The organism is Arthrobacter sp. TRD_SC_6 (assembly GCF_055361185.1).
Genome location: NZ_CM143953.1, coordinates 3,347,292 through 3,369,966, shown reverse-complemented (window position 1 = coordinate 3,369,966; position 22,675 = coordinate 3,347,292). Strand labels below are relative to the sequence as shown.

Annotated in this window: 20 protein-coding genes; 5 read left to right on the top strand and 15 right to left on the bottom strand. The window is 63.2% G+C overall.

Annotation, left to right across the window (positions count from 1 at the left end; translation table 11 throughout):
- Window positions 1-11: 11 nt before the first annotated feature.
- Window positions 12-1,664: a sensor histidine kinase gene (locus tag ACWA1U_RS15950; RefSeq protein WP_463723130.1), complete on the bottom strand. Its 1,653-nt coding sequence runs from the start codon at window positions 1,662-1,664 to the stop codon at window positions 12-14.
- A gap of 283 nt (window positions 1,665-1,947) precedes the next feature.
- Between ACWA1U_RS15950 and ACWA1U_RS15945 the strand changes: the two genes are divergently transcribed.
- Window positions 1,948-2,724 (top strand): response regulator transcription factor, encoded by a 777-nt coding sequence (locus ACWA1U_RS15945; protein WP_463723129.1) that lies wholly within the window; start codon window positions 1,948-1,950, stop codon window positions 2,722-2,724.
- Here the strand turns inward: ACWA1U_RS15945 and ACWA1U_RS15940 are convergent.
- The 13 genes from ACWA1U_RS15940 to ACWA1U_RS15880 all read right to left on the bottom strand — a co-directional run bounded on the left by ACWA1U_RS15940 (window position 2,721) and on the right by ACWA1U_RS15880 (window position 18,335).
- Window positions 2,721-3,179, bottom strand: a complete 459-nt coding sequence (locus tag ACWA1U_RS15940) for an Hpt domain-containing protein (protein WP_463723128.1) — start codon at window positions 3,177-3,179, stop codon at window positions 2,721-2,723. The genes ACWA1U_RS15945 and ACWA1U_RS15940 overlap by 4 nt on opposite strands.
- Window positions 3,180-3,278: 99 nt before the next feature.
- A complete protein-coding gene (locus ACWA1U_RS15935; RefSeq protein WP_463723127.1) occupies window positions 3,279-4,163 on the bottom strand; it encodes a type II secretion system F family protein in 885 nt (294 codons plus the stop codon).
- Window positions 4,164-4,172: 9 nt separating this feature from the next.
- Window positions 4,173-5,102 (bottom strand): type II secretion system F family protein, encoded by a 930-nt coding sequence (locus ACWA1U_RS15930; RefSeq protein ID WP_463725071.1) that lies wholly within the window; start codon window positions 5,100-5,102, stop codon window positions 4,173-4,175.
- A 10-nt stretch (window positions 5,103-5,112) separates the two neighbouring features.
- Entirely contained in the window at window positions 5,113-6,567 is a 1,455-nt protein-coding gene (locus tag ACWA1U_RS15925; protein WP_463723126.1) for a CpaF family protein, read from the bottom strand.
- The gene (locus ACWA1U_RS15920; protein WP_463723125.1) at window positions 6,564-7,766 is read right to left on the bottom strand and encodes an AAA family ATPase; all 1,203 of its coding nucleotides are present in this window, start codon (window positions 7,764-7,766) and stop codon (window positions 6,564-6,566) included. Before ACWA1U_RS15920 ends, ACWA1U_RS15925 begins: the two co-directional genes overlap by 4 nt.
- Window positions 7,763-8,578, bottom strand: a complete 816-nt coding sequence (cpaB, locus tag ACWA1U_RS15915) for a Flp pilus assembly protein CpaB (RefSeq protein ID WP_463723124.1) — start codon at window positions 8,576-8,578, stop codon at window positions 7,763-7,765. The genes ACWA1U_RS15920 and cpaB overlap by 4 nt, the downstream gene beginning before the upstream one ends.
- 26 nt (window positions 8,579-8,604) lie before the next feature.
- Window positions 8,605-9,642 (bottom strand): pilus assembly protein TadG-related protein, encoded by a 1,038-nt coding sequence (locus ACWA1U_RS15910; RefSeq protein ID WP_463723123.1) that lies wholly within the window; start codon window positions 9,640-9,642, stop codon window positions 8,605-8,607.
- Entirely contained in the window at window positions 9,630-9,995 is a 366-nt protein-coding gene (locus ACWA1U_RS15905; RefSeq protein ID WP_463725070.1) for a TadE/TadG family type IV pilus assembly protein, read from the bottom strand. The genes ACWA1U_RS15910 and ACWA1U_RS15905 overlap by 13 nt, the downstream gene beginning before the upstream one ends.
- 202 nt (window positions 9,996-10,197) lie before the next feature.
- Complete coding sequence (locus tag ACWA1U_RS15900; RefSeq protein WP_463723122.1) at window positions 10,198-10,512, bottom strand: Flp family type IVb pilin; 315 nt, start codon at window positions 10,510-10,512, stop codon at window positions 10,198-10,200.
- A gap of 115 nt (window positions 10,513-10,627) precedes the next feature.
- A complete protein-coding gene (locus ACWA1U_RS15895; protein ID WP_463723121.1) occupies window positions 10,628-11,416 on the bottom strand; it encodes an ABC transporter ATP-binding protein in 789 nt (262 codons plus the stop codon).
- Entirely contained in the window at window positions 11,413-12,369 is a 957-nt protein-coding gene (locus ACWA1U_RS15890; RefSeq protein ID WP_463723120.1) for an ABC transporter ATP-binding protein, read from the bottom strand. The genes ACWA1U_RS15895 and ACWA1U_RS15890 overlap by 4 nt, the downstream gene beginning before the upstream one ends.
- 27 nt (window positions 12,370-12,396) lie before the next feature.
- Window positions 12,397-15,129: an FtsX-like permease family protein gene (locus ACWA1U_RS15885; protein WP_463723119.1), complete on the bottom strand. Its 2,733-nt coding sequence runs from the start codon at window positions 15,127-15,129 to the stop codon at window positions 12,397-12,399.
- Entirely contained in the window at window positions 15,126-18,335 is a 3,210-nt protein-coding gene (locus ACWA1U_RS15880; RefSeq protein ID WP_463723118.1) for an FtsX-like permease family protein, read from the bottom strand. Before ACWA1U_RS15880 ends, ACWA1U_RS15885 begins: the two co-directional genes overlap by 4 nt.
- Before the next feature lie 289 nt (window positions 18,336-18,624).
- Here ACWA1U_RS15880 and nagB point away from each other — a divergent pair, with 289 nt between their 5' ends.
- The 4 genes from nagB to glmM all read left to right on the top strand — a co-directional run bounded on the left by nagB (window position 18,625) and on the right by glmM (window position 22,270).
- On the top strand, window positions 18,625-19,422 hold the full coding sequence (nagB, locus tag ACWA1U_RS15875) for a glucosamine-6-phosphate deaminase (RefSeq protein ID WP_463723117.1): 798 nt from the start codon (window positions 18,625-18,627) through the stop codon (window positions 19,420-19,422).
- Between the two features lie 324 nt (window positions 19,423-19,746).
- A complete protein-coding gene (gene rplM, locus ACWA1U_RS15870) occupies window positions 19,747-20,190 on the top strand; it encodes a 50S ribosomal protein L13 (protein WP_463723116.1) in 444 nt (147 codons plus the stop codon).
- A 39-nt stretch (window positions 20,191-20,229) separates the two neighbouring features.
- On the top strand, window positions 20,230-20,727 hold the full coding sequence (gene rpsI / locus ACWA1U_RS15865) for a 30S ribosomal protein S9 (RefSeq protein ID WP_463723115.1): 498 nt from the start codon (window positions 20,230-20,232) through the stop codon (window positions 20,725-20,727).
- Window positions 20,728-20,917: 190 nt separating this feature from the next.
- The gene (gene glmM / locus ACWA1U_RS15860) at window positions 20,918-22,270 is read left to right on the top strand and encodes a phosphoglucosamine mutase (RefSeq protein ID WP_463723114.1); all 1,353 of its coding nucleotides are present in this window, start codon (window positions 20,918-20,920) and stop codon (window positions 22,268-22,270) included.
- Between the two features lie 7 nt (window positions 22,271-22,277).
- On the opposite strand, the gene mscL is transcribed toward glmM, so the two are convergent.
- Window positions 22,278-22,673 carry a large conductance mechanosensitive channel protein MscL gene (gene mscL / locus ACWA1U_RS15855; protein WP_463723113.1) on the bottom strand — a complete coding sequence of 132 codons (396 nt, stop codon included), beginning with the start codon at window positions 22,671-22,673 and terminating at the stop codon, window positions 22,278-22,280.
- Window positions 22,674-22,675: the final 2 nt, after the last annotated feature.

Below are 22,675 nucleotides of genomic sequence, written 5' to 3'. Positions count from 1 at the left end.
GTGAGCGCCGGCTAGTTCTCCTCTGACCGGTGCAGGGGGAGGGTGACGGTGAACGTGGTTCCGGTACCGGGCTTACTGGAGCAGCAGATGGTTCCCCCATGGCTGTCGACGATGGCCTTGGAGATGGACAGCCCCAGGCCAACCCCTGGTACTGATGAGTCGCGGGCGGCAGCAGTGCGGAAGAACTTCCCGAAGACCAGGGACGTCTCGGACTGCGACATTCCCATCCCGGTGTCTTCGACCTCAAGGAGAGCGGAGTCTGACTGCCTCCTGGCCCGCACCGTGACGGTCCCGCCGTCGGGAGAGTACTTGATGGCGTTCGAGATGAGGTTATCCAGGACCTGCCGCATCCGTAGCGGATCGGACGTGGTCCACAAGATCTCGGGCACCTCGGCTCTTAGCGTCACGCCGGTGTCGGCTGCGTGCGGCCAGGCAGATTCGATGCTGTGTTCCACGAGTCCGGACAGGTCGGTAGGGCGCAACCGGATGCTCGCCGATGCGGAAGCTGAAGCAAGGAGGTCGGAGACCAGGGCCGAGAGCCGTTCGGCGTTGCGGCGGGCCACGGTGAGTTGCGCCGCGGCGCCCGGGGGGAGGGCAGACACATCTTCGAGTACGAGGTCGAGGTGGCCAAGGATGGACGTCAGGGGAGTCCAGAGTTCATGGGAGACGTTGGACACGAAATCTTCCTTGGCCGACAATGCCTCGACCATGTCCGTGACGTCGCTGTGGACGATCACCGAGCCGGCGAACGTGCCAGTGCCGTCCGTCATAGCCGTGGCGGCCGTGATGACTGCCCGCTGGGAATCCTTGGGTCCGAGCCAGACGAGATAGTTCGAGAACGTTTCACCCGCTGCCGCGCGCTCGACCGGTTGGCGGTTTTTATCAAGGGGGGTGGATTTGTCGGTCGCGTACAGGTGCGTGGGGGTGCCGCCGCCGTCGTCTGCCTGGGTCAGGAGGTCATACGAGCGCTGCTGCCGGTTGGTGATGGTGCGCTCGCCGCGCGAGTTCAGGGCTAGCAAGCCGACATCGATGGTGTCGAGAATCGTTTCAAGGAGGAGCTGACGCTCGGTGTTCTCACCGCGCAGCCGGCGGACTTCTGCTTCCTTGGCCTCCAGCCTGCTGCGGCTGTGCGCGGTGTTCATAGTGGCGAACCGGAGGGTCACGAAGACGGAAACCATCATCAGCCCGAAGAACAGTGCGGTGAGCGGTTGGCTGGTCTGCGCACTGCCCACGACCCAGGGAAGTCCGAGGATGACAAACGGGCCGATGAAACAAGCAATGAGACTGAAGAACGGCCACATACCGGACGCGGCGAGCCAGATCACCGGGAAGATGGCAAGTAGGCCTATCCCCGTGATCTGCTCCGAGGCTCCAAGCCGGGTGAGTGCGATGGCAACGAAGTCGAAGAGCGGAATCGCAATATAGGAACCCTCGGGAAGTCTCTCCCATGGAAGGAGGAAGCTCAGGCCCAGGAGAACCAGGTGCATGCCGACACCGCTGAGGAACGTCGAATTGGACAGTAGGTTGGGCCAGGCAAGGGACGCCGCCACCGCAGCCGCGAATACCAGGGTGGTCAGCGGCATCTCGCATAATCCGACGCGAGCGCGCAGGGTCAGCCGGGCGTAGGAGCGCTTGGCTGCGTCAAAGAGCACCCGATCACTCATCGCCCACCTTTCGCGCAGGGGCGCAGAGCACCGTTGAAATGCCTCTGAGACCGCGACATAGGGTTCATTATGTCGTTTCACTCCTTACAACGCACCGGTTTAGCGTTGTAAGGCACGAATGTTTCCGATTCGTGATCGGAACGGACGGATCCTCTTTCATTCTGTGCACCTATGTATATGCTGTGGAAAGCACGCTGGGGGGTGGTTCTGTCGCCCGTTCGGGACGTTTCATCCTGTGTTGAGGATCTGCGGACGCGCAGGTCTTGAGGGACGAGGAGGAAATGTGGCAGATCCAGGAATAGCCGTAGTAGTCGAGGATGATCTCGACGTCCGGAATCTCGTGAGCACTGTGCTCACCCAGTCCGGTTTCGAAGTGCATGTGGCCGCTGGGGGGCGCAGCGGCGTTGACGCGGTGACTGAATACAATCCAACACTGGTGACGCTGGACGTTGGACTTCCGGATATTGACGGCTTTGAGGTCCTGCGGCGAATCCGCGGGGTCAGTGACTGCTACGTCATCATGCTCACCGCCCATACCGAGGAGCTCGATACCCTGACGGCGCTACAGTCCGGCGCGGATGACTTCGTCACCAAACCCTTCCGTCCCCGTGAATTACGGGCGCGTGTTGCGGCGATGCTGCGCAGGCCACGAGGCGGTTTGGTGAGCGAGACGACGGCGCCGCCGCCTGCCGCTGAAGCGGCACCCCCCGCACGCCCTGACGCGGTGCTGCGGCACAATGGGCTGGCCCTGGACAAGGACACCCGGACTGTTTCTGTCCTCGGGGAGGAACTGGAACTGACCCGCAGCGAGTTTGACCTGATGCATGAGCTGCTGCGCAGTTCCGGCGCCGTACGCACCAAAGGCGACCTCGTTCGGGTGGTCCGCGGCCAGTACTACCGCACGGATGCGTACATTAGCGAGGCTGACGAACGGGCCATTGAGGTGCACATCGGCAACCTTCGCAGGAAGCTGGGGGAGGATCCACGCCATCCGCGCTGGCTCATGACCGTGCGCGGCGTGGGTTACAGACTGGTGCCGCGGAGGGCCGAGGAAAGCTAGTCCTGGCCCAGGTGCATGGCCGTGAGGGTGCGCATGGTGCGCAGCCCGCAGCGATGCACCAGCGGCAGGGCCTCCTGGGCTTCCTCGAGGCGGCCTTCCCGCAAGAGGTCTTCGAGCTGCCCGGCAAGCGTCACGAGTTGGGACGCGCCGACCATGGTCGAGGTGATCTTCAGGCTGAGGACAGCATCAAGTGAGGCTGCCTGGTTGCGTCGGTTGACCGCCGTTGACAGCCGAAGGTCCCTTTCGTCCCAGACACTGATGTAGTCGCGGACAAAGTTACGCGCGGCCGCCCTGCTATCAAGCTGATATTCAAGATCCTCGAGAACTTCCGGATCCACCAGTGGTGCCCTGTCCAATCGGGGGTTGCCGCCCGAGGATTCACCCGGGCCAGCCCCGACGGCGCGCAGGGACTCTGCGTCGTCGTCGTCGTCGGCGCCAGTGCGGGAGAGAGCCATGGGCTAACGCTACTTTCTGGAAGCTGCAGAAAGGCAGGAATAACCTGATCCTATGCAAACGCTGCGCGTATCTTCGGAGTTCTCACCGGGTTAACTTGATCAGCCTCCGCTGAAGGTCGCGATCGCGTTGATGACGGCGGGTCCCAGGATGATGATGAAGAGCACCGGGAAGATGAAGAAGAGCAGCGGAAACAGGACTGTGACCGGGAGTTTCATGGCCTTTTCTTCCGCACGTTGGCGGCGCTTCACCCGCATCACTTTCGCCTGGGTCCGGAGCACGCCGCTGAGGGCAATTCCATAGGCGTCGGCCTGCACTACCGCTTTCACGAAACTGCGCAGTTCAGGGATGCTGGTCCGTTCGCTCAGCGCGAGGTAGGACTCCCTGCGGCTGCGTCCCACCTGCATGTCCTGCAGCGTGCGGACCAGCTCCTGGGCCAACGGTCCCTTGCCGTTTTCACCTGCGCGCTGCATGGCGCTCTCGAAGCCGAGGCCCGCCTCCACGGAGATGAGCATCTGGTCGAGGGTGTTTGCGAGTTCAAGCTGCATGGCTTTCTGCCGTTCCTGACCTTTGCTGTACAGCAGGAGGTCCGGGATGAAATAGCCGAGGGCCGTGAGGAAGATAGCGAGCAGAGTGATCATGGGTTTCTGGGCGGCGTTCGCCATCAGAAACCCGAGCACGGCGCCAGTCAGGCACAGGGCAGGCTTCATGCCGAGCACACGGCCGAGCGGCATGGAAGCCGGGCGTCCCGCCAGCGCGAGGAGATGGTCGAGCTTCCGCACGTAACCGGCCGGGGTGAACTTGTAGCCGATGCTCGCCAGCCGTCTGGAGCGGTCGGCACGCGCCTCTGCTGACGCATTGATACCGCGGTTAAGGTTGGCCTGCACCGTTTTGTGCATGCTGTTTCCGGGACTCAGAAGTGCCCAGCCCAGGTACCCGAGCGGTGCGGCTACGAGGAACAGGGACGCCAACAGGACAGGGTTCACGCCAGCCTCCTAGAACTTCAGGTCGATGATCTTGCGCAGCCAGAGACAGCCGATGGTCATCATGACCACCGAAGCGCCGATCATGATCCAGCCGAGCGGGTTCTCAAACAGCGGATTTACGTAGCCGGGACTCACAACCATGAGCATTGCGCCGATCGCAAAGGGCAGAGCCACCAAAATGTAGGCCGAGAACTTTCCTTCGGCTGCCAGGGCCCTTATCTGCCCCTTGATCTCGCTGCGTTCACGGATGGTTTCACCGACCTGGTCGAGTACTTCCGCAAGGTCACCGCCTACTTCGCGATTGATCTGGATGGCCTGTGCAATCCACGCGAAGTCCTCGTTCTCCATCCGGCGCGATGTGTCCATGAGGGAAGCGAGCAGGTCCTTTCCGAGGCTCGTCTCGGTTATGACGCGCCGCATTTCATCCGACGTGGGGGCATCAGCTTCAATGGCTGCCGCATCGATGGCGCGCAGGATGCTATGGCCGGCACGGAGCCCGCCGGTGAGCAGTTGCAGGGTGTCGCCCAGTTGGGAATCGAACTTCGAGCGGCGCCGGCTGATCCGGAAAACTAACGCAACGTGGGCAACCGCGGGAGCGAGGATCAGCAGAAGAAGCCCAAACAGTAGTCCGCCGATCAGTAGGCCCAGCGCCAGGCCCGCAATTCCCCCCGTAATGACCAGCAGGAACATGTCTGCCTGTGTGAGCCGCACGCCTGCGGTTTCAAGCAGCTCCGGCCGGTACAACCGTTGGGGGTGTTTCTTCAGGAACCGTTCGACGGCGCGCACGGCGAATCCCGCAAACTTGCTCAGCTGCGAATCTGACTCTTCGACGGGTGGACGACGGCGGTCGAGTGGCACCGCCGCCTGGCGCGGCCGTGTGGCGAAGAGCAGGAGCAGCAGGGCCGTGACCACCAACGCCGACCCGTAGAGGAACATCAGAGTCAACGGACTACCTCCGTCCGCTGAATTCTGCGCCGAATACTGAAGGGGACACTGTGATGCCCATGTCCTCGAACCGCTCCATGAAACGGGGACGGATGCCAGTGGGAACCGGCTTGCCGAGGAATCGTCCGGACGAGTCAACACCGGCGGAGTAGTCGAACACGAACGCGTCCTGGAGCGTGACGACGTCGCCCTCCATTCCCTGCACTTCGGTGACGTGCGTGATGCGGCGTGTGCCGTCACGAAGGCGGGCAATCTGGACGATGACGTTCACCGCTGAGGCGAGTTGCTCGCGGATTGCGCGCAAAGGCAGGTCCATACCGGCCATCAGCACGAGAGTTTCAAGACGCGCGACGGCGTCACGGGGTGAGTTGGAGTGCACCGTCGAGAGCGAGCCGTCGTGCCCGGTGTTCATGGCCTGAAGCATGTCGAGTGATTCGCCGCCACGGACCTCACCGATCACAATGCGGTCAGGGCGCATACGGAGGGAGTTGCGCACCAGGTCGCGGATGGTGACAGCGCCCTTTCCCTCCGTATTGGGGGGACGGCTTTCCAACCGGACGACGTGCTGCTGCTGGATCTGGAGTTCCACAGCGTCCTCGATGGTGACAATGCGGTCACCGTGCGGGAGGAAAGACGACAACACGTTGAGCAGCGTGGTTTTACCGGTGCCCGTACCCCCGGAGACGATGATGTTGAGCTTTGCCTTGACGCATGCATCGAGCAGTTCCGCCATCTCCGGGGTGAGTGTCCCGAAGTTGATCAGGTTTTGGACCGTCAGCGGGGTTTTGCTGAACTTTCTGATTGTCAGCGAGGACCCGTTGACCGCGAGCGGCGGGATGACGGCGTTCACACGCGAACCGTCCTCAAGGCGGGCATCGACGAAAGGTGAGGACTCGTCGATCCGTCGACCAACTTTGGACACAATGCGCTCGATGACCCGGCGCAGGTGTTCCTCAGACTTGAAGCTCGTGTCGGCCAGCACCAGTTGTCCCCGGCGCTCGATGTAGATCTGATCAGCACGGTTCACCATGATCTCGGTGATGTCCTCGTCGTCAAGCAGACGCTGCAGAGGACCGAAACCGAGCACATCATCGGCCACGTCCTGGATGAGCCGGCGTCGTTCGTCCGGGGTCAGCGGGACCTTTTCGGCGTCGATGACCTGGCTGAGTTCCTCACGGGCCGCGGCACGCAGGTCTTCTTCCTTCAGGGTTGAGTCGCTGAACCTCGATCCCATGCGCTCGTAGAGCGCTTCGGCGGCACGTTGCTTGATCCCGGCGAAAACGTCAACGCGCGCGGCGACCGGGGCTTCAAGACCGGTCGAAGGCACGGAGCCGACGACGACGGCACCCTGGTACGCGGGCTCATCAGCTGGGGCACTGGCTGGCAGGCTTACGGGCACCGGTGGTGTGCCGGTCGGTGCGGCGGGATCGGCCCGGTTGAGGCGCTCCGAAAGTTTCATCGGATCACCACACGCCGATGGATTTTGCGCTGAGCACCAGCGCGCCACTCAGGATTGAAGCGCTGTACCAGGCCGCGCAGGTTCTTGGTGGCGGGGTCACGCACTTCCTCCTGAAGGAGGGGGACACCGCGGTTGGTCGCGAGCGACAGCGCACGGGAGCGTGGAATCGAAATATCGACCGGCGCGCCTAGCGTGGCTTCGATGTCCCGAATGGACAGGCCAGTCTTGGAATCAGCGAAGTTGAGCACCACATGGCGGGTTTCGGGGATCAGATTGAGCTTTCCGAGTACGTCGAGCCCGGAACGCAGGCCGCGCACGCTCGGGACATCCATACCGGTGACCCATACGGCGTCGGTGCAGTGTTCCAGCGCGGCGAGGCTGTGTTCAGTGAGGCCCGGCCCAGTGTCGAGGACGACGAAGGGGAATTCGGTGCTGAGCTGCTTGATCAGGGTGCCGACTTGTTCCGGGGTGATGGAATCGGCCTCGGCGGGATTGCTCGGTGCGCAGAGGGCGTAGATACCGGAGGGGTGCGGAGTAAGGAACGCCTTGAGGACCATGGTGTCGGCGCTCGCCGATCCGGAGACTGCATTGCGAACCGAGTACTCAGGGTTGAGGTACAGGTTGGATGCCACATCTCCAAACTGCAGGTCCAGGTCGACCAGGACAACACCCATTGGTGCCATTCTGCCGAGACCGACAGCGAGGTTGGTGGCAATGGTTGTTTTGCCAACCCCCCCCTTCGGAGAGAAGACGCCAACCACCAGCCCGTGCTCCTGCTGACGGGGAGTTGGCGCCTGGACGCTCTCGGACCGGTGGCGGCTGGCGAACGCCTGACATGCGCGCTCGAGCAGTAGGCGAACGCTGGGGATGTCAGCGAGGGGGTCGATGACATCGCGGATACCCGCGCGCATCGCTGCAAGGGCAACACCGTCATCCTCCGGCGCAACCATGACCATACTGACGTTGGGGAAGCGGACGTCCACAATGAGCGCAAGACGCAGGGCAGCATCAATGACTATCCCCGGACCGAATATCAGAACTTCCGGTTGCTGGACCGAGATGAGGTCGAGGAGATCGTCGGGCTGGCTGAGGAGATCGGGTTGGACTGTGAGGACATCACCCCGGCGGCTACCATCGGTTGCCAGACGGACCTTCTGCTCGAAGGGGTTGTCCGCTGTGATCAGGAGGAAGCGGCTCATCGGTACAGCTCCTCTTTGTTGACAATGAATGGGGGAGCGTCGTTTTCGGCTGCGGTTGCCTTGCTGAGCCAGATCGATTCGAACTCGCTCGCGAAGACGAGCCGGGTCGCCTGGTCCGGGTTGAGTGCGATGGTGACCATCAATGAGCCACTCGGCAGCGCCTTGGCTTCCGCTGCTGCTTTCTCTTCCTCGGTCAGCTCGGCTCCTTCGGCGGCCGCAGCTGGCGCCGGCTCCGGTGCACGTTGTACCGATGACACGAGAACTCTCGGCACGACCAGCTGGGTGGACTCGCTGCCGCCGCCTTCGCTTTCCTCCCCTTCGCCTTCGACTGCGCCTTCCTCATCCTCTGCTGCGCCCGATTCCATCGACATGAAGATACCCACGTAGTCGCCAGGAGCAACCCGGCCGCCAGCTATGCGCTGCGGTTCTACAAGGATGGACACCTCATGGAGACCCTTCGGTACTTCCACGGATCCTGGAGTGACGAGATTATCCGGGGTAACTAGACGCTCGGTCATGAGTTGTTCTCCAGGAACCAGGTCGACAGCCGTGACCAAGCCCGCGGAACTATCGAGATCCTTCAATGCAGTCTGCGCTACTGATGCACCAGGAAGAGGTTTCAAAGCGACGGAGGCACCGAGTTCGGCCACCGGTGTTCCGGCGGGAACTGCCGACTGCACCACGAGAACGTCCACGGGGTTGAGATTTTGGACTGCCCTGTTTTCAGCACCGTTCGCGTAACTGAACACCATCACCGCTCCAACGAGGGCAAGTACAACGGCGGCAATGCCGGCGATTAGACGGGACTTCATAAGGTGCTCCAGGCTTTTGGGAGGGTTTAGTTGATGAGCTTCACGACGGTGGCACCGTACGGACTGACAGGACCAAGTTCTTCGTACCCGCTGGACAATGCGGTGTACTTGATGAACTTGCCGATAATTCCGCGGCAGTCACCACGGCACTCAAGGGCTGGGTTATCGGGGTGATGTTCGGCTCGATTGCGGAAGGTCATGGGAGTACCGCTGGTTCCACCGAATTTCCACCCCTCGACCTTGAAAGCCGCGAATGCGTTCACGTCATACGTTGTTCCGGTTCCGGTGCCCGACACCGACAAGAAGACCGGCAGTAAAATGACGACCTCTTTTCCAGCCATGATTTCGGCCGCCCAGCCATTGAGAACGGTGTCGCAGTTGGAGGGTCCGTCGTTGCCTGTGTCGGAACCGCTTTCGTTGACCAACAGGTCGATGTAGCCGCCGCATCCTCCCGGATCCTGGACGATCCAACCAAACCCGCCGGGCGTATCGCCTCCAGAAGATGTTGCGGGGCAGTCGTCAGTGACCGTCGCGCTGTGACTCCTTATGAGCTGCTTCGCTCCATCTACGCGGCTTTCGACCTGGCACCGGGAGATGGTCAAGGGGAACGGTGTAGTGCCTTTGCTCGGGCTTCCCCAGATCACCGAGGATTTGGCCACTACCGATGACGCCGAAATGCCGAAGATGTTCGCGAAATGCAGCGATACCCGATTGTCGGTCCGTCCTGCTTCAAGAGGATCGGCGGTGACGGCGACCGTGCGGGTCGCCAAATCGAGATTGACAGACTGGATATTGCTGAGGTTGTCGAGGGAGTTTTTGTCGGCCATGCCCTTAGCGAAAGAAGCATGTCCGGTGCAGTTGATGCTTGTGGCGTCCTTCGCGCAGGCCTGGGCGATGCCGAGCGCTCCAGCGTCTGCGCCGTTCTGCAGTTGTGCTTTTTCTGAGTAAAGGAGCCCTATGTCCACGGCAATGGCGCCGAATCCGAGCAGCACGACCATGAGCATTGCCACCAGGACGGCGGCGGCTCCCCGCTCAGAATCTTGTTCAATTGCTACCCGCCGCATTGCATGACTCCCTTGCCGGTCATTGTGAAAGGACCGGCAATGCCGGTGAGCGAGCTGAGATTGTAGGAGATGGTCATCGTGACCTGCCGACCGGCCGCGCATGCAGTGGGGCTCGGGGTAGTGGCCGGTGTAGTCGCGAATGTGAAAGCGAAGGTCGGGTTTGTGGCGGTCGAAGTGAGCGTGGTCATAGCTTTGCTGGCCGCTGTACGTGCATCGCCCTCGACATTGTTGATTGCCATAACGCGCACGCCCTCCCGAGCCGCGTTCGTTAGAGTCACCTGGGCGTTGTAGGCTCGACCGAATTCCATGATGCCGAGGAGCAGAAGCAAGAGAACGGGCAGGAGTAGAGCCATCTCGACGGCGACTGCACCCCGATCCAGTTCGCGACGCGTTCCGCTCACCTTGGGCCCTTTCGTGTTGATCGACGTTGAGGGTGGAGATACGAGGCTCCACCCTCAACGTTTCGCATCATCCTGCAGAGTTCGTCATATGACGCGATTGGGGGTGTTGTCTTTGCAAGCACAGCTACCCCCAACCAGATCTCGGGTTACGGAACTAGGAGCATTTGCCCTTGGACTCGTCTACGGCCGCCGTTGCGGGGTCGTCAGCGGCCGCGCCCGCTGCGTAGGTCTTGCCCTGGATTCCGCAGGCGGTGTCCTGGAACATCTTGTTGAGGTTGCCACCGAGCAAGGTGACAGCAACGATGATGACTACGGCGATGAGGGCGACCATGATGCCGTACTCGACGGCGGTTGCGCCGGTCTCGTCGCGGTTCATGCGGGACTTGATGATGTTCTTTGCGTCTGCGAAGAAGGAAGACAGCATGGGTTTCTCCTGTACGAGGGGGTGGCTGGCCCGTCGCCAGCTCATGACAAAGAAGCTAGCAACCCCGAACCCTCAAAACTCCAAGCTTGAACCAATCCTTGGTCAACCCTGCCCCGGTAAGCTTCTTCAGACCGTTTCCTGTGCTTTCCCTGCGAATTCCCTAGGAGTTCCCGCGGTGCTTTGAGGAGTAGGAACGCGGCACTTCGATCATGTCCGAGGAAGGGTTCGCGCTGGCCAGTGGTCGTGATTCAACAGACCCCGAAGAACCCACAATCCGCCCGTCGTGTAGCTCAAGGATCCTGTCCGCGCGGTGCATCATCAGGGGATCATGCGTGGAGACGATGGCAGCAACCTGATGTTGATGTACCAGCGCGCTGATGAGGTCCATCATTGAACCCGCGGTTACGCTGTCGAGCTGACCCGTGGGCTCGTCGGCGATCAGCACTTTCGGCCGGTTAGCGAGGGCACGAGCAAGCCCCACCCGCTGCTGCTGCCCACCCGACAACTCCGCCGGCCGCTGATGGTGGTGATTGGCAAGGCCAACCAGCTCCAGCAGCTCATCCACGCGCGCTTGGCGCTCGCTGGGATCCATACCCACGAGGCGCATGGGCACTTCAACATTCTCGGCGGCAGAGAGGATGGGAATCAGTCCGAACGACTGGAACACAAACCCAAGCTCGCTCTGCCGCAGCTCCACACGATCCGATTCCCGCATGGCCGTGAGCTCGCGGTCTCCAATGAAGACCGTTCCGCTGTCAGGTTCATCCAGCCCCCCGATGCAGTTCAGCAAAGTGGTCTTTCCCGAGCCGGACGGCCCCTTTACAACCAGTAACTCACCGGGAAGTACGGACAGGCTGGCGTCCTGGCACGCATGAACCGCGCTCTCGCCTTTCCCGTAAGTTCGGTTGAGGCCTGTCGCTCGAACGGCAGGAGCAGAAGCAGCGTTCATCGTGCCTCCTCGGTTTCGTTAGCTGAGCCGGATTCGGAACTGGACTTGGTGGCGGAACCGGATTCGCCGTCGGCGGAAGCTGGTTGGGCCGCCGGCGCTACCCGGACGTGGTCAGGCTCCAGTCCAAGCCGAACCCGGTCCTTCATGTCGAGGGTTTCCATGAACTCCTGGGGGAGTTGCAACCGCCCTACCCTGTCGATCACGGCGAACTCCTCGGCAATCAGGTGTTCGTCGCCATCGTGGTTCAGTCCTGTCCTGCGCAGCGTCTCCGTGGAGCATCTGCCATCCCGGATTTGCACTGTACGCTTCACGTGTTCTGAAACCGTGGGGTCGTGGGTGACGATCAGGGTAGTGGTGCCGAGTTCCTCGTTCACGGAACGCATGGCTTCCAGGACGTCGGCGGAGGTGTGCTCATCAAGTTCACCCGTTGGTTCGTCAGCGAGAATCACTGCCGGGGCATTGGAGAGCGCGACGGCGAGAGCCACCCTCTGCTGCTCGCCCCCGGACATTTCCTGTGGCCGGCGGTCCCGGCAGTGCGCCACCCCGGTCAGTTCCAGCAGTTCGCTCACCCGCTGGCTCCGGTCCTTGCGGCCAGTGATTGCCATGGGCAGTGCCACGTTCTCGGCAGCCGTGAGATAGGGCAGCAGGTTCCGTGGCGTCCGCTGCCAGACAAAGCCCACGGTCTCCCGCTGATACCGCGAGCGATCCTTTCGGCTCAACCCCAGCAGGTCCACCCCAGCCACCATTGCGCGGCCGGCGGTTGGCCGGTCGAGACCGGACAGGATGGTGAGCAACGTCGATTTTCCCGAGCCCGACGCCCCAACAACAGCGGTCATCTCACCGGGCATGACCGTGAGGTTCAGGCCCTGGAGTGCCTGAACTTCAATACCTTCGCCCTTGAAGATGCGCACCACGTCCTCGCACAGAATGTGGGGCTGTGTATCAGTTGCCATCGTGTTCCATCCCTTGATTCATCCCCATCAACTGTCTGTCATCCGAAGAACCGCGGCCAGTCGTTGCCGGCGTCCAGCTGCGACTGCCGCGCCGAGCGACCCCACCACCACTGCGAGGAATCCTGCAGTCAACCCCGCAACGAGCAGTGGATCCAGGGCGAGGCCAGGCTCAGCCCCGCCACCCGTGAACGCCGAAAGGTCAATGCTGTCGAGAATGATGACCGGCAGAACCAGGCCCAACCCAGTACCCGCAATTACCGCCGCAACTGCCAACGGGGCCGTCTCCCACAGCATGAGTCCGTCATCGCGCCGGGGAGGGAAACCGAGCGTCCGCAGCAGTGCGATCAGGCGGTTCCGGGCGGGCGCGTTCACCACCGACGTCATGACGATGGTCAGCGAGCACAGCAGGGCCATCGCGGCAATGACCGTCCACAATCCAACCTGCAGGCCAAACCCCGACGGCGAATCGAGCGTCCGCTCAACGTATTGCTCCGGAGTCTGCAGCAGGACCGGCGTTCCAGCGACCTCACCCACGGCGTCCATCACGGCGGATAGATTGGCGCCGTCGTCGAGGTCTGCGAACAGCACGGAGGGCTCGAAGGTACGTTCCTTCACTGTGTTGATGGCGTCCTGGCTAGCTAGCATCCAGTTGGAGGCACCAGTGAGAACGGACTGTTGCTCTGCTATTCCCACCACTTCCGCTTTGAACCTGGTGGCGCGGTAACTGATGGAGAGCACAGCACCCTCTTCGACCTCCAACGCCGAGGAAACCACAACAGGTATGGTTCCGTCCGCGGCCGGTTCTTCCAGCGCGGTCATAAGGACCGGCGACAGGGCACCTGCCAGGTCTGTCTGGACGCCCCGCATCGCAGCAGGGTCCGTAGCGAGCAGATTGACGGTAATGCTCTGGCGGCCGGCGGTCTCCGCGCGCAGGGAACCGAGGTCGGTGACCGGTGCTACCGCCCGCACACCGTCAAGGGCAGCGGCAGCTTCCACCTGCTCCGGTGTAAAGGGAGAGCCCTGGATGCGAAGATCCGCGCCGACGCTGGCCTGCGCCGCATCGGCCACCCCCTCACGGAACGTGGACAACAGCACCCCTGAGAAAAGCACGACGGCGAGTCCCACCACCAGCGCCAGCACCGGCACGAGTCCGGCACCCGGCGAACGGACTGCGCGCGCGGCGCCGAGGAACCCGATCAGGCCCGGCCCCCGCCGTCGAACTCTCGCAAACCACTGCAGTGGCACCGGATACAGCCGCAGCACCAGCAGGCACAGGGCGAGTGCTATCAGCAGCGGAGTGGCCGAAAGCAGGGGATCCACTTCTCCGTACGCAAGTGTTCCCTGAGCGATGCCGCGCTGGAAGAGGAGGGTGGTGGCCACCACCGCGAGGACGACGACGGCGGCCTCTGCCACGATGCGCCAGCGGTTCCCTTCCAGCGGTGCGAGATCCTCCCGCCCTTCAGCGGATCCCCGATACTGCAGCGCCATCAGCGCAGCCGGTACCAGGGCGGCCGCAACGCCCCACGCCAGGTGGCTTGGTGTGAATGGCACCGGGATCAGGATCACGGCAGCCAGCGCACCGAGGGCAGCTGCCGGAACGCCGATGATCAGCCCGTCGAGCGCGAGGGACCCACGGACCTGCCGCTCTGTGGCTCCCCTGGCGGAGACCAGCGCAAGTGTCGTGCGCCGTCGTTGCGTCAACAGCCGCACGGCCAGCGCAGCGGTGGCCAGGCACACCCCGAGGGGCCCAGAGGCGAGCATCGCGAGGATCTGGTTGGTGGAGGCAGCCCGCTGGGTGGCCTCGTTGATTGCATCAGGGGTGTCGGAGCCGAAAACCACGGCAGGCTCGAACAATCCCTCAGCAGGAACGTTCTGCGGCGTACCCAGGAACTCCCGTAGCTGGGCTTCGGCCTGGGATGCGGTGCGTGCATCGAGCGCGCCGGTGTTGAGCGGGTACCAGTACGACGTTCGGAAGCCGTCCACCATGTAGACCACCAGCTCGAAGGCATCCGGGGAGATGAAGGCTGTGGCGTTGACGGCGGTACCCGAGTCGGGATTGTAGTCCTCGGCTGCGGACAGGAAGCTGTTGTGGATGCTCCAGTAGTCCTCTTCCGGATCAATTGCCGCGTAGATTCCGCTCAGCACCACGCGCTGCTCTCCCACTGGATCATCCGTCCCCGGCAGCGGTGGGAGCAGCACCGACGTGACTCTCTCTTCGCCGACTTTCCACTGTGCCGATTCGGCAGCCCCTTCGGAGAGGAGGATCCCGATCGGAGCACCTCCATAGTTTTCAGGTGCCGGTCCCGGGAGCTCACCATCCACCAACTCGATATGCTCGAGCACCCGGAGGTCCGCTGCATAGTTGAGGATCAGTTCGCGGATTCCCTCGGGCAGGGGCCCAACATAGGATTCGACCCCCGTTGCCAGCCACCGCCCTTCCGTTAGGACGTTCCCCAACGGAGCAATCAGATCCTCCCGGATGCCGGTCAGCGCGGCGGCGGTGGCTCCGGCGTCGTCGGTCTCTTCCATGAGCTGGTCGGTGTCCCCGAACGGGGGAACATTCGAGATAGTGGCCTGAACTGCCTGCTGGTACCCCGGCACGTTGGCGACGGATTGCTTGAGGTCGGCGGTGTACATGGCGTCCACTGCCCGTGGCCAGGCGCACAACAGCGCCGACACCACCAGAACGATCCCCGCGAGAAGGATGGATGGCCATCGCGAATGCCTGTTCTGCCGCCGGAGCAACTGAATCAGCGTCACAACGCATCCACCGCCTGCGCGGGCGTGAGCGCGTGCCGCCGGACCCGCTCGCCGTAGAACCACGCTGACGCCACCAGGATGATCACCTGCGTGGCCAGCACACCGAGCAGCGGTGGGACGGCCACGGCGAGCGGCGCCGGGAGTGAGTTCGCGCCGCCGACCACCACGGCCTGGGCCAGCAGAGAGACGGTTAGGTAGGAGACGGCAAGTCCAGCTCCCAGGCCGAGTACGACGGCGGCCCCTCCGACACCGAGCACTTCCCACCTGCGTCCGCGCACCTGATCGCGAGCCTGCATACCGAGTGCCCGCAGGACCGCCACCTCTGCCCTGCGGGACTGCACCAGCGTGACGATGCTTGCGGTGAGGGCAGCGCCTCCGACGAGCAAAGCGCCGATCACGCCGATCCACAGGGCAGTTGCCGCCGGGCTGAGGAACCGCGATACCAGGCTGTTGTCGGCACTGGAAACAGTTGCGCCCACTCCGGCGACGGCCGCCGCAGCCTGGGAGACAGAGCCGCGGTCTCCAGTCGCGAGCCACACTTCGCCCGGCCGCGGCTGAATCGGCGAACTGCCCAGCGCCGCCTGCGCGTACGCTTCCAGATCAGCCAGCGCGGCGACGCTTTCGGTGGTGCCGGGCAGCACGGACGATACGGCGGCAACTTCGGCCTGAATGTCGACGCCGCCTGGTCGCAACGAGACCGGGTCCCCGACTGCGAGGTCAAGCTCTGCCATCAACTGGCTTGAGAGGGCAACGGGAAGCCGGGGTTGGTCCAAAGCGTCCTGCATCAGCCGCACGGCTGCGGTGCCTGTAGTGGATCCTTCCTCGGGAAAGGTGACTCCAACGCCTTCGCCGAGGGGTGTGATCCCGGTCTGGGCAGCGCCGAAAACACCGTTCACCATCTGCACGGTGGAGTCTTCGACGAACCGGGTATCACCGGACCCGATGCCGCCGTTGCTCGCCATCCCGGTGATTTCAAGGCTGTAGGACTGGGGGACAGGCGAGGGATCCAGCTCCACGTCGATTGCCGCCACGGCCAATGCACGTAGTCCTTCCGGCAGGACGAAGGACAACGAATGTGCGCGTTCGCCAGGGCCGGTCAGGAGCAAGGATCCGGCCGGAACTGGAACGAGCTGCCCCTGTTCGGAGCGGAGCCAGACTGTTACCACTGCGCGTCGGCTCGCCGGGCCGGCTTCCCCTGCGGGGTCGGAAGTGGCGACCGACGTCAATTGCATGCGCACCTGGGTAGCTGTTGCCTGCAGCGTGAGGGCGGGCTCAGGTACCGGAGGTTCGAAGGTGAGAGCCTCAGCGAGGTTCACGGCGTCGATGGTTGAGCTGGCCGCTGAGAGCAGGCCGGGCAGCTGGGCCGCGTCGACAGCCAGGAGCGGAGAGGTTACTGAAGCGAATTTCGCAGCACCTCGGTGGACGGGGGAGACGCCCGTCACTGAATCAATCTCGGCGTAGGGCTGCACGTTGAAGGCGTCCTCAACCGTCCGCACTGCGGTTGGGCCGGGGACGCTCACCCGCACATCGGAGCCGTTGCCCAATTGCGACGCCGCTGCCTGGGAGCGGCTGGTGGTTTCCGCGTACGACGCCGTGAAGGTAGCGCAACCGACGGTCACCGTCACCAGCGCGATAGGTATGACGTAGGAGGAGATGCGGCGGGATACCTGCCTCGCAGCCAGCACCGCGCCCACACTTCTGCGTGATGCCGCCGTTCGATGCTCAAGAAGCCTCGCGGCCCAACCGGTGAGGAGCAGGGCAACCGCAGTGCCGGCAAGCAGGAGCAGGGCTGGCGCCGGCGCGGCCAGGGGGTTGACGGCGAGATCACCGCTTGCCGTCTCCGACAGCGGAGAGCGGTACAGCAGGAATTGCCACACGGACAGGCCGGTGGCTGCGGCCAGCAGCGCGAGCACTCCAAATGACGCCACGCGCGCCCCCCGTGTGTCTGCAGGGGCACCGTGCTCACGAAGGGCACCGACCAGTGCAACGCCAATGAACGTCAGAGAAGCCACTACCGCGCATGCCAGGGGGACGCTCCAGCTGGCGGCGGCCAGCTCGGTGGCACCGTCAAGGTAATTGGTCTCGCTGCCGGGGGAGAGCAGGGGACCAATGACGACGGCGGCGCCCCACCCGAGCAGGCTTGCCAGGAAAGCCAGCGGCACGATTTCCCAAGCCGCTGTCACAGCTCGCTGAAGTGGACTGGTGCCACGGCCACCGATAACCCGGTCCTCAACAGCACGGGTCCCTGCGAGCAACCGCGCGAACTGGACGACGCTCACGGCACCGAGCGCGATCAACAACACGAACGCGATGGGGATGATTGCCCTAACGGCCTGCGTGGCGTCAGCTGCCTCAGCGAGGAGGCCATTGAGTTCACCGGACTCGATGACTCCGCCACCATTGATGGTGCGGTCGCTGCTCATGCGCTGCGGTAGCGTGCGCAGACCCTCCGCCAGCCGTGCGAGGCCCGCAGCGGAGACTGAGTCCCTGTCTACGGTGAACACCCACTGCAGCTTGGGCTCGCCAGTGAACGCAGCCATGGCCCCGGGAGGAACGACGACGGCGGTGGGCTCGGTCTCGGCACCCTGCACTGGTACGGGGTCGAGGAAAGCGGCGTCCGCCCCCGCGGGGTTCAATGTGGCGACGATTTCCAACCGGACTGTTCCGGCGGCGCCTTCCACCGCGAACGTGTCCCCGATGCCGAGGCCAAGGGAAGCGGCCACCGCCTCGTCAAGCGCTGCCGGCACGGGGGCGGATTCGCTCTGGTCCGCCGCGGCGAGGCTGTCCAGCGAGCCGGCTGACGGCGTCGTCGTCGGTTCCCAGCCGACAGGCAGGATTGTGAGGCCTGCGGGCAGGTTCGTGGCACTTCCGCCGGAGGGAATCAGGGGGCGCGGGGGCGAGTACGGAGCCGCCGAAGCAACAAGCCCGTCAGTGAGCACGAGGTCGTCAAAAAGGGCATCAGCTGTGGAGCGCTGAGCCTCGGCGTCATCAGAGATGGAGGTGTGGACACGGAAGTAGCCAGCAGGGCCGGACGTCGCCGCGAGGGACCTCAGGGCCTCGGTGGCAGCCAGTTGCGTGTAGCCGCTGATGCCGGCAAGGACTGCGGTGATGAACGCGAGAGTAAGGGCGATCAGCGCGAGGAGGCTTCGGCGGGAGGCGGCGCGCCGCAGGGCCAAACGGGCAAGCGGAACCTTAGGTGCCAGCAAAACGCGAACGCCCTCCCCCGGAATCTATGGCGCGCAACCGTTCTGGCCGGTTGAACTGGGCCTGAGAGGTGCGCCACACTCGCTTGTCTCTTGCCATCCTAAAGGTTGAGCCACGGGTCTCCCGCACCGGATAAATTACTGTGGAGGGAGAAACAATGCGCGGGATAGCGCTTTCCCAATCATGATTGATTAGTCTTGAGTCAGTTCATCTGTTCCGAGGGGCGCCTGCCGATCAATTTGGCGCCGGGGCCTCGGCTGCAGTCAGAAGATTTCACCAAGGGAGACGAGCTTGCAGGTCATTCTGTGCGATTCGGCGAAAGGCGTCGGTTCCAGGGCCGCCGACATTATCGAGCAGAGCGTGCGCGCCGGTTCCGCAGTACTGGGGCTCGCAACCGGTGGCTCTCCGAGCACCACCTACGCAGAACTTATCCGCCGGCATAAAGAAGATGGGCTCAGCTTCCGTGACGTCCGGGCATTCACCCTGGACGAGTACGCAGGGCTAGCCCAGGACCACGAGCAGTCCTACCACACCACCATCCGGCGCGAGTTTGTCGACCACGTGGATCTGCCGCTGGGTAACCTCACCACCCCCCAGGGGGACAGACAGGATCTCGGTGCGGAAGCGGACCGCTACGACGCTGCGATCGCAGCCGCTGGGGGCGTGGATGTCCAGGTCCTCGGAATCGGGGCCAATGGGCACATCGGCTTCAACGAGCCGACGTCGTCACTTAACTCCCGCACCCGGGTGAAGACGCTCGCCGGAACCACCCGGCTGGACAACGCGCGCTTCTTCCCTGGCGGTGATGTGCCCCGCCTCTGCATCACCCAGGGGCTGGGAACCATCCGCGAGGCCCGTACTGCCGTCCTGGTCGCCATGGGTGCACGGAAGGCTAACGCAGTGCGGGCCATGGTCGAAGGGCCTGTAAGCGCGCATTGTCCGGCGTCAGTGCTCCAGTTGCACCGGCGGGCCATCGTGGTGCTGGATCCAGAGGCCGCATCCCTTCTCTCGCTGACCGACTACTACCGTGAAGCCCAGGAAATGAATGACGAACTGGGTCTTTCCGCTCGCAGCGGCAGCACCCAGTGACCGCAGGGCCCGTGTGTGCTTCCCGGTGCTTCTCGATCTTGTTGGGCGCCAGCGGGCGGCCCGCATCCGTTGTTTTGACCCGGGACCTACGCACACGCTAATCTTGGGAGTCGTTGTGCGTGTCCCAACTCGATACGTCCATGTCCGCGTGCGGCTCCGTTGCAGAGCTACCTGGTCCGCGGAGATGGCCGAGGTTCATGGGATCACCGGTGTCGTTTCAGTCCTCACCTGAAGTTCCGGTAACGCATGCATCAGCTGCGCTGGCATCAGGAGCTTCCCTCCCGTTACCAGCGTCACCGTAGAACAAGAAACGAAGGCAAAATCGTGCGTACGTACACCCCGAAGCCCGGCGACATCAACCGCCAGTGGCACGTCATTGACGCCACCGACGTTGTCCTAGGCCGTCTTGCCAGCCAGACCGCAACACTGCTGCGCGGAAAGCACAAGCCGACCTTTGCACCCCATATGGATATGGGAGACTTCGTCATCATCATCAACGCAGAGAAGGTTGCCCTCACCGGCGCCAAGCTCGAGCAGAAGCGCGCTTACCGCCACTCCGGTTTCCCGGGTGGCCTCAAGTCCGTGACCTATGCAGAGCTGCTGGAAAAGAACCCCGTGCGCGCCGTTGAAAAGGCGATCAGGGGCATGCTTCCCAAGACCTCCCTCGCAGCACAGCAGATCGGCAAGCTGAAGGTTTACCGCGGCGCGGAGCACCCTCACGCCGCACAGCAGCCCCAGACTTTCGAAATCACCCAGGTCGCTCAGTAGTCCTGGCCACCACAGACTAAGAATCACTCAAGGAGAACCGTGGCTCAGAACACTGAAGAGCTGAATGAACCAACCGAGGAGCTCAGCAGCTACACCTCGGAATCCGCGCCTGCATCGGACGCACCAGCGAAGGAGCGCCCCGCGCTTACCGTCGGTGGCGCCGCAGTAGGCCGTCGCAAGGAAGCCGTTGCACGCGTTCGGGTGTCACCCGGATCCGGCAAATGGATTGTCAACGGCCGCGAGCTGTCTGACTACTTCCCCAACAAGCTCCACCAGCAGGAAGTCAATGACCCGTTCAAGCTCCTCGAGCTTGACGGCGCCTACGACGTCATTGCGCGTATCCACGGTGGCGGCCCTTCCGGCCAGGCCGGAGCACTCCGTCTTGGAGTTGCCCGTGCGCTGAACGACATCGACCGCGACAACAACCGCGCCCCCCTCAAGAAGGCAGGCTTCCTCACCCGTGACGCCCGCGTCATCGAGCGTAAGAAGGCCGGTCTCAAGAAGGCACGCAAGGCGCCTCAGTACTCCAAGCGCTAGAAAAGCCTTCCCCCTCGGCTTTTCCCAGTGCTTGGCTCCACAAGCGCTAAACACAGCTTCTCCCGTTACGCCCGCTCGGCAACTGCCGGGCGGGCGTAACGCTTTAAGCCTGGGACGGTTGTCCGGTGGAAGTATCGACCTCCACCTGACTTCTCTGCCACGGCACCCTTCTGACTTAGGATGGACCACGATGACTAGATTATTTGGAACAGACGGTGTCAGAGGGCAGGCCAACGGCCTGATCACGGCGGAACTCGCCCTCCAGTTGGCGCAGGCGGCTGCCATCGTGCTCGGGCACCAGCAGTCGGAGGGGCGGCGGCCCACCGCCGTCATCGCACGCGATCCACGCATCAGCGGTGACTTTATCGCCGCAGCAGTGGAAGCCGGCCTCGCCAGCGCCGGGGTTGACGTCTATGACGCCGGCGTCCTCCCGACCCCCGCTGCCGCCTTCCTTGTCGCGGACCTCGACGCAGACTTCGGCGTCATGATCTCGGCATCCCACAACCCAGCCCCCGACAACGGGATCAAGTTCCTGGCACGCGGCGGCAAGAAGCTCGACGACGCGCTCGAAGACGCGATTGAAGTTGAACTCAACTCGCCTCCCCACCGTCCCGTGGGCCCCGACGTCGGCCGCATCCAACGGTTCGCCGACGCCGAAGACCGCTACGTTGTTCACCTCCTGCAGTCACTGCCCCACCGCCTCAACGGACTCAAGGTAGTCCTCGACTGCGCCAATGGGGCGGCAAGTGGCTGCTCGCCGCAGGTATTCGCGGACGCGGGTGCCGACGTCGTACTCATCGGTGCCGATCCCGACGGCAACAACATCAACGAGGGCTGCGGATCCACGCACCTTGAGCTCCTGCAGGCTGCAGTGATTGAGCATGGCGCGCACCTGGGTATAGCGCACGACGGCGATGCTGACCGCTGCCTGGCCGTGGACCATGAGGGAACCGTCGTGGACGGTGACCAGATCATGGCCATTATGGCCGTTGCCCTGAACAGTGCCGGGCGTCTGAAAGACAGCACACTCGTAGCAACGGTCATGAGCAACCTCGGCCTCAAGCTCGCGTTGCGCGAGGCAGGCATCAGCCTCCGCGAGACCGCCGTAGGTGACCGCTACGTTCTGGAGGGCATGCGCGATGGCCAGTACACTCTTGGCGGAGAGCAGTCCGGACACGTTATTTTCTCCGAGTACGCCACCACGGGAGACGGGGTGCTCACAGGTCTGCAGCTCGCGGCGCAGGTCGCGCTCACCGGCCGCAGCCTGAAGGAACTCTCCACCATCATGACCAAGCTTCCGCAGGTACTGATCAACGTAAAGGGCGTCGACAAGTCCAGCGTCAACAGTGACGGCGAGGTTCAGCGCGCCGTGCGTGAAGCCCAGGACTCGCTCGGGGACACCGGCCGGGTACTGCTTCGCCCGTCGGGCACTGAACCGGTAGTGCGGGTGATGGTGGAAGCTGCGGATATGGAAACCGCGCAAAGCGTGGCAGACCGACTCGCAGATACCGTCCAGCGACAGTTGGCCCTCGAGCCGGCCTGACGGATGGCTACAGGGTCTTCTGGCGCAGACTGTCCCGGATCTCGGTGAGCAGTGCGATTTGAGGATTCACTTCCTCGATGTCTTCCTTCAGCGAGAGCTTCCGGTCACGCCGCTCGATGAACTTATTCATGGGCATCACGATGACGAAGTAGACGGCCGCAGCCACCAGCAGGAAATTCACGAGGGCGGTCAGGAAGACGCCGAACTGAATCTCATTGCCGTTGAGGGTGCACTTCGCGAAATCGTCAAAGGTCGGGGACCCCACGAGTGCTGAAATCAGCGGCATCAGCACGTTGTTGACAAGTGATGTCACCACCGCTCCGAATGCCGTACCTATGACAACCGCCACCGCGAGATCGATGACGTTGCCCTTCATGATGAAATTCTTGAATCCGCTAAGCATGG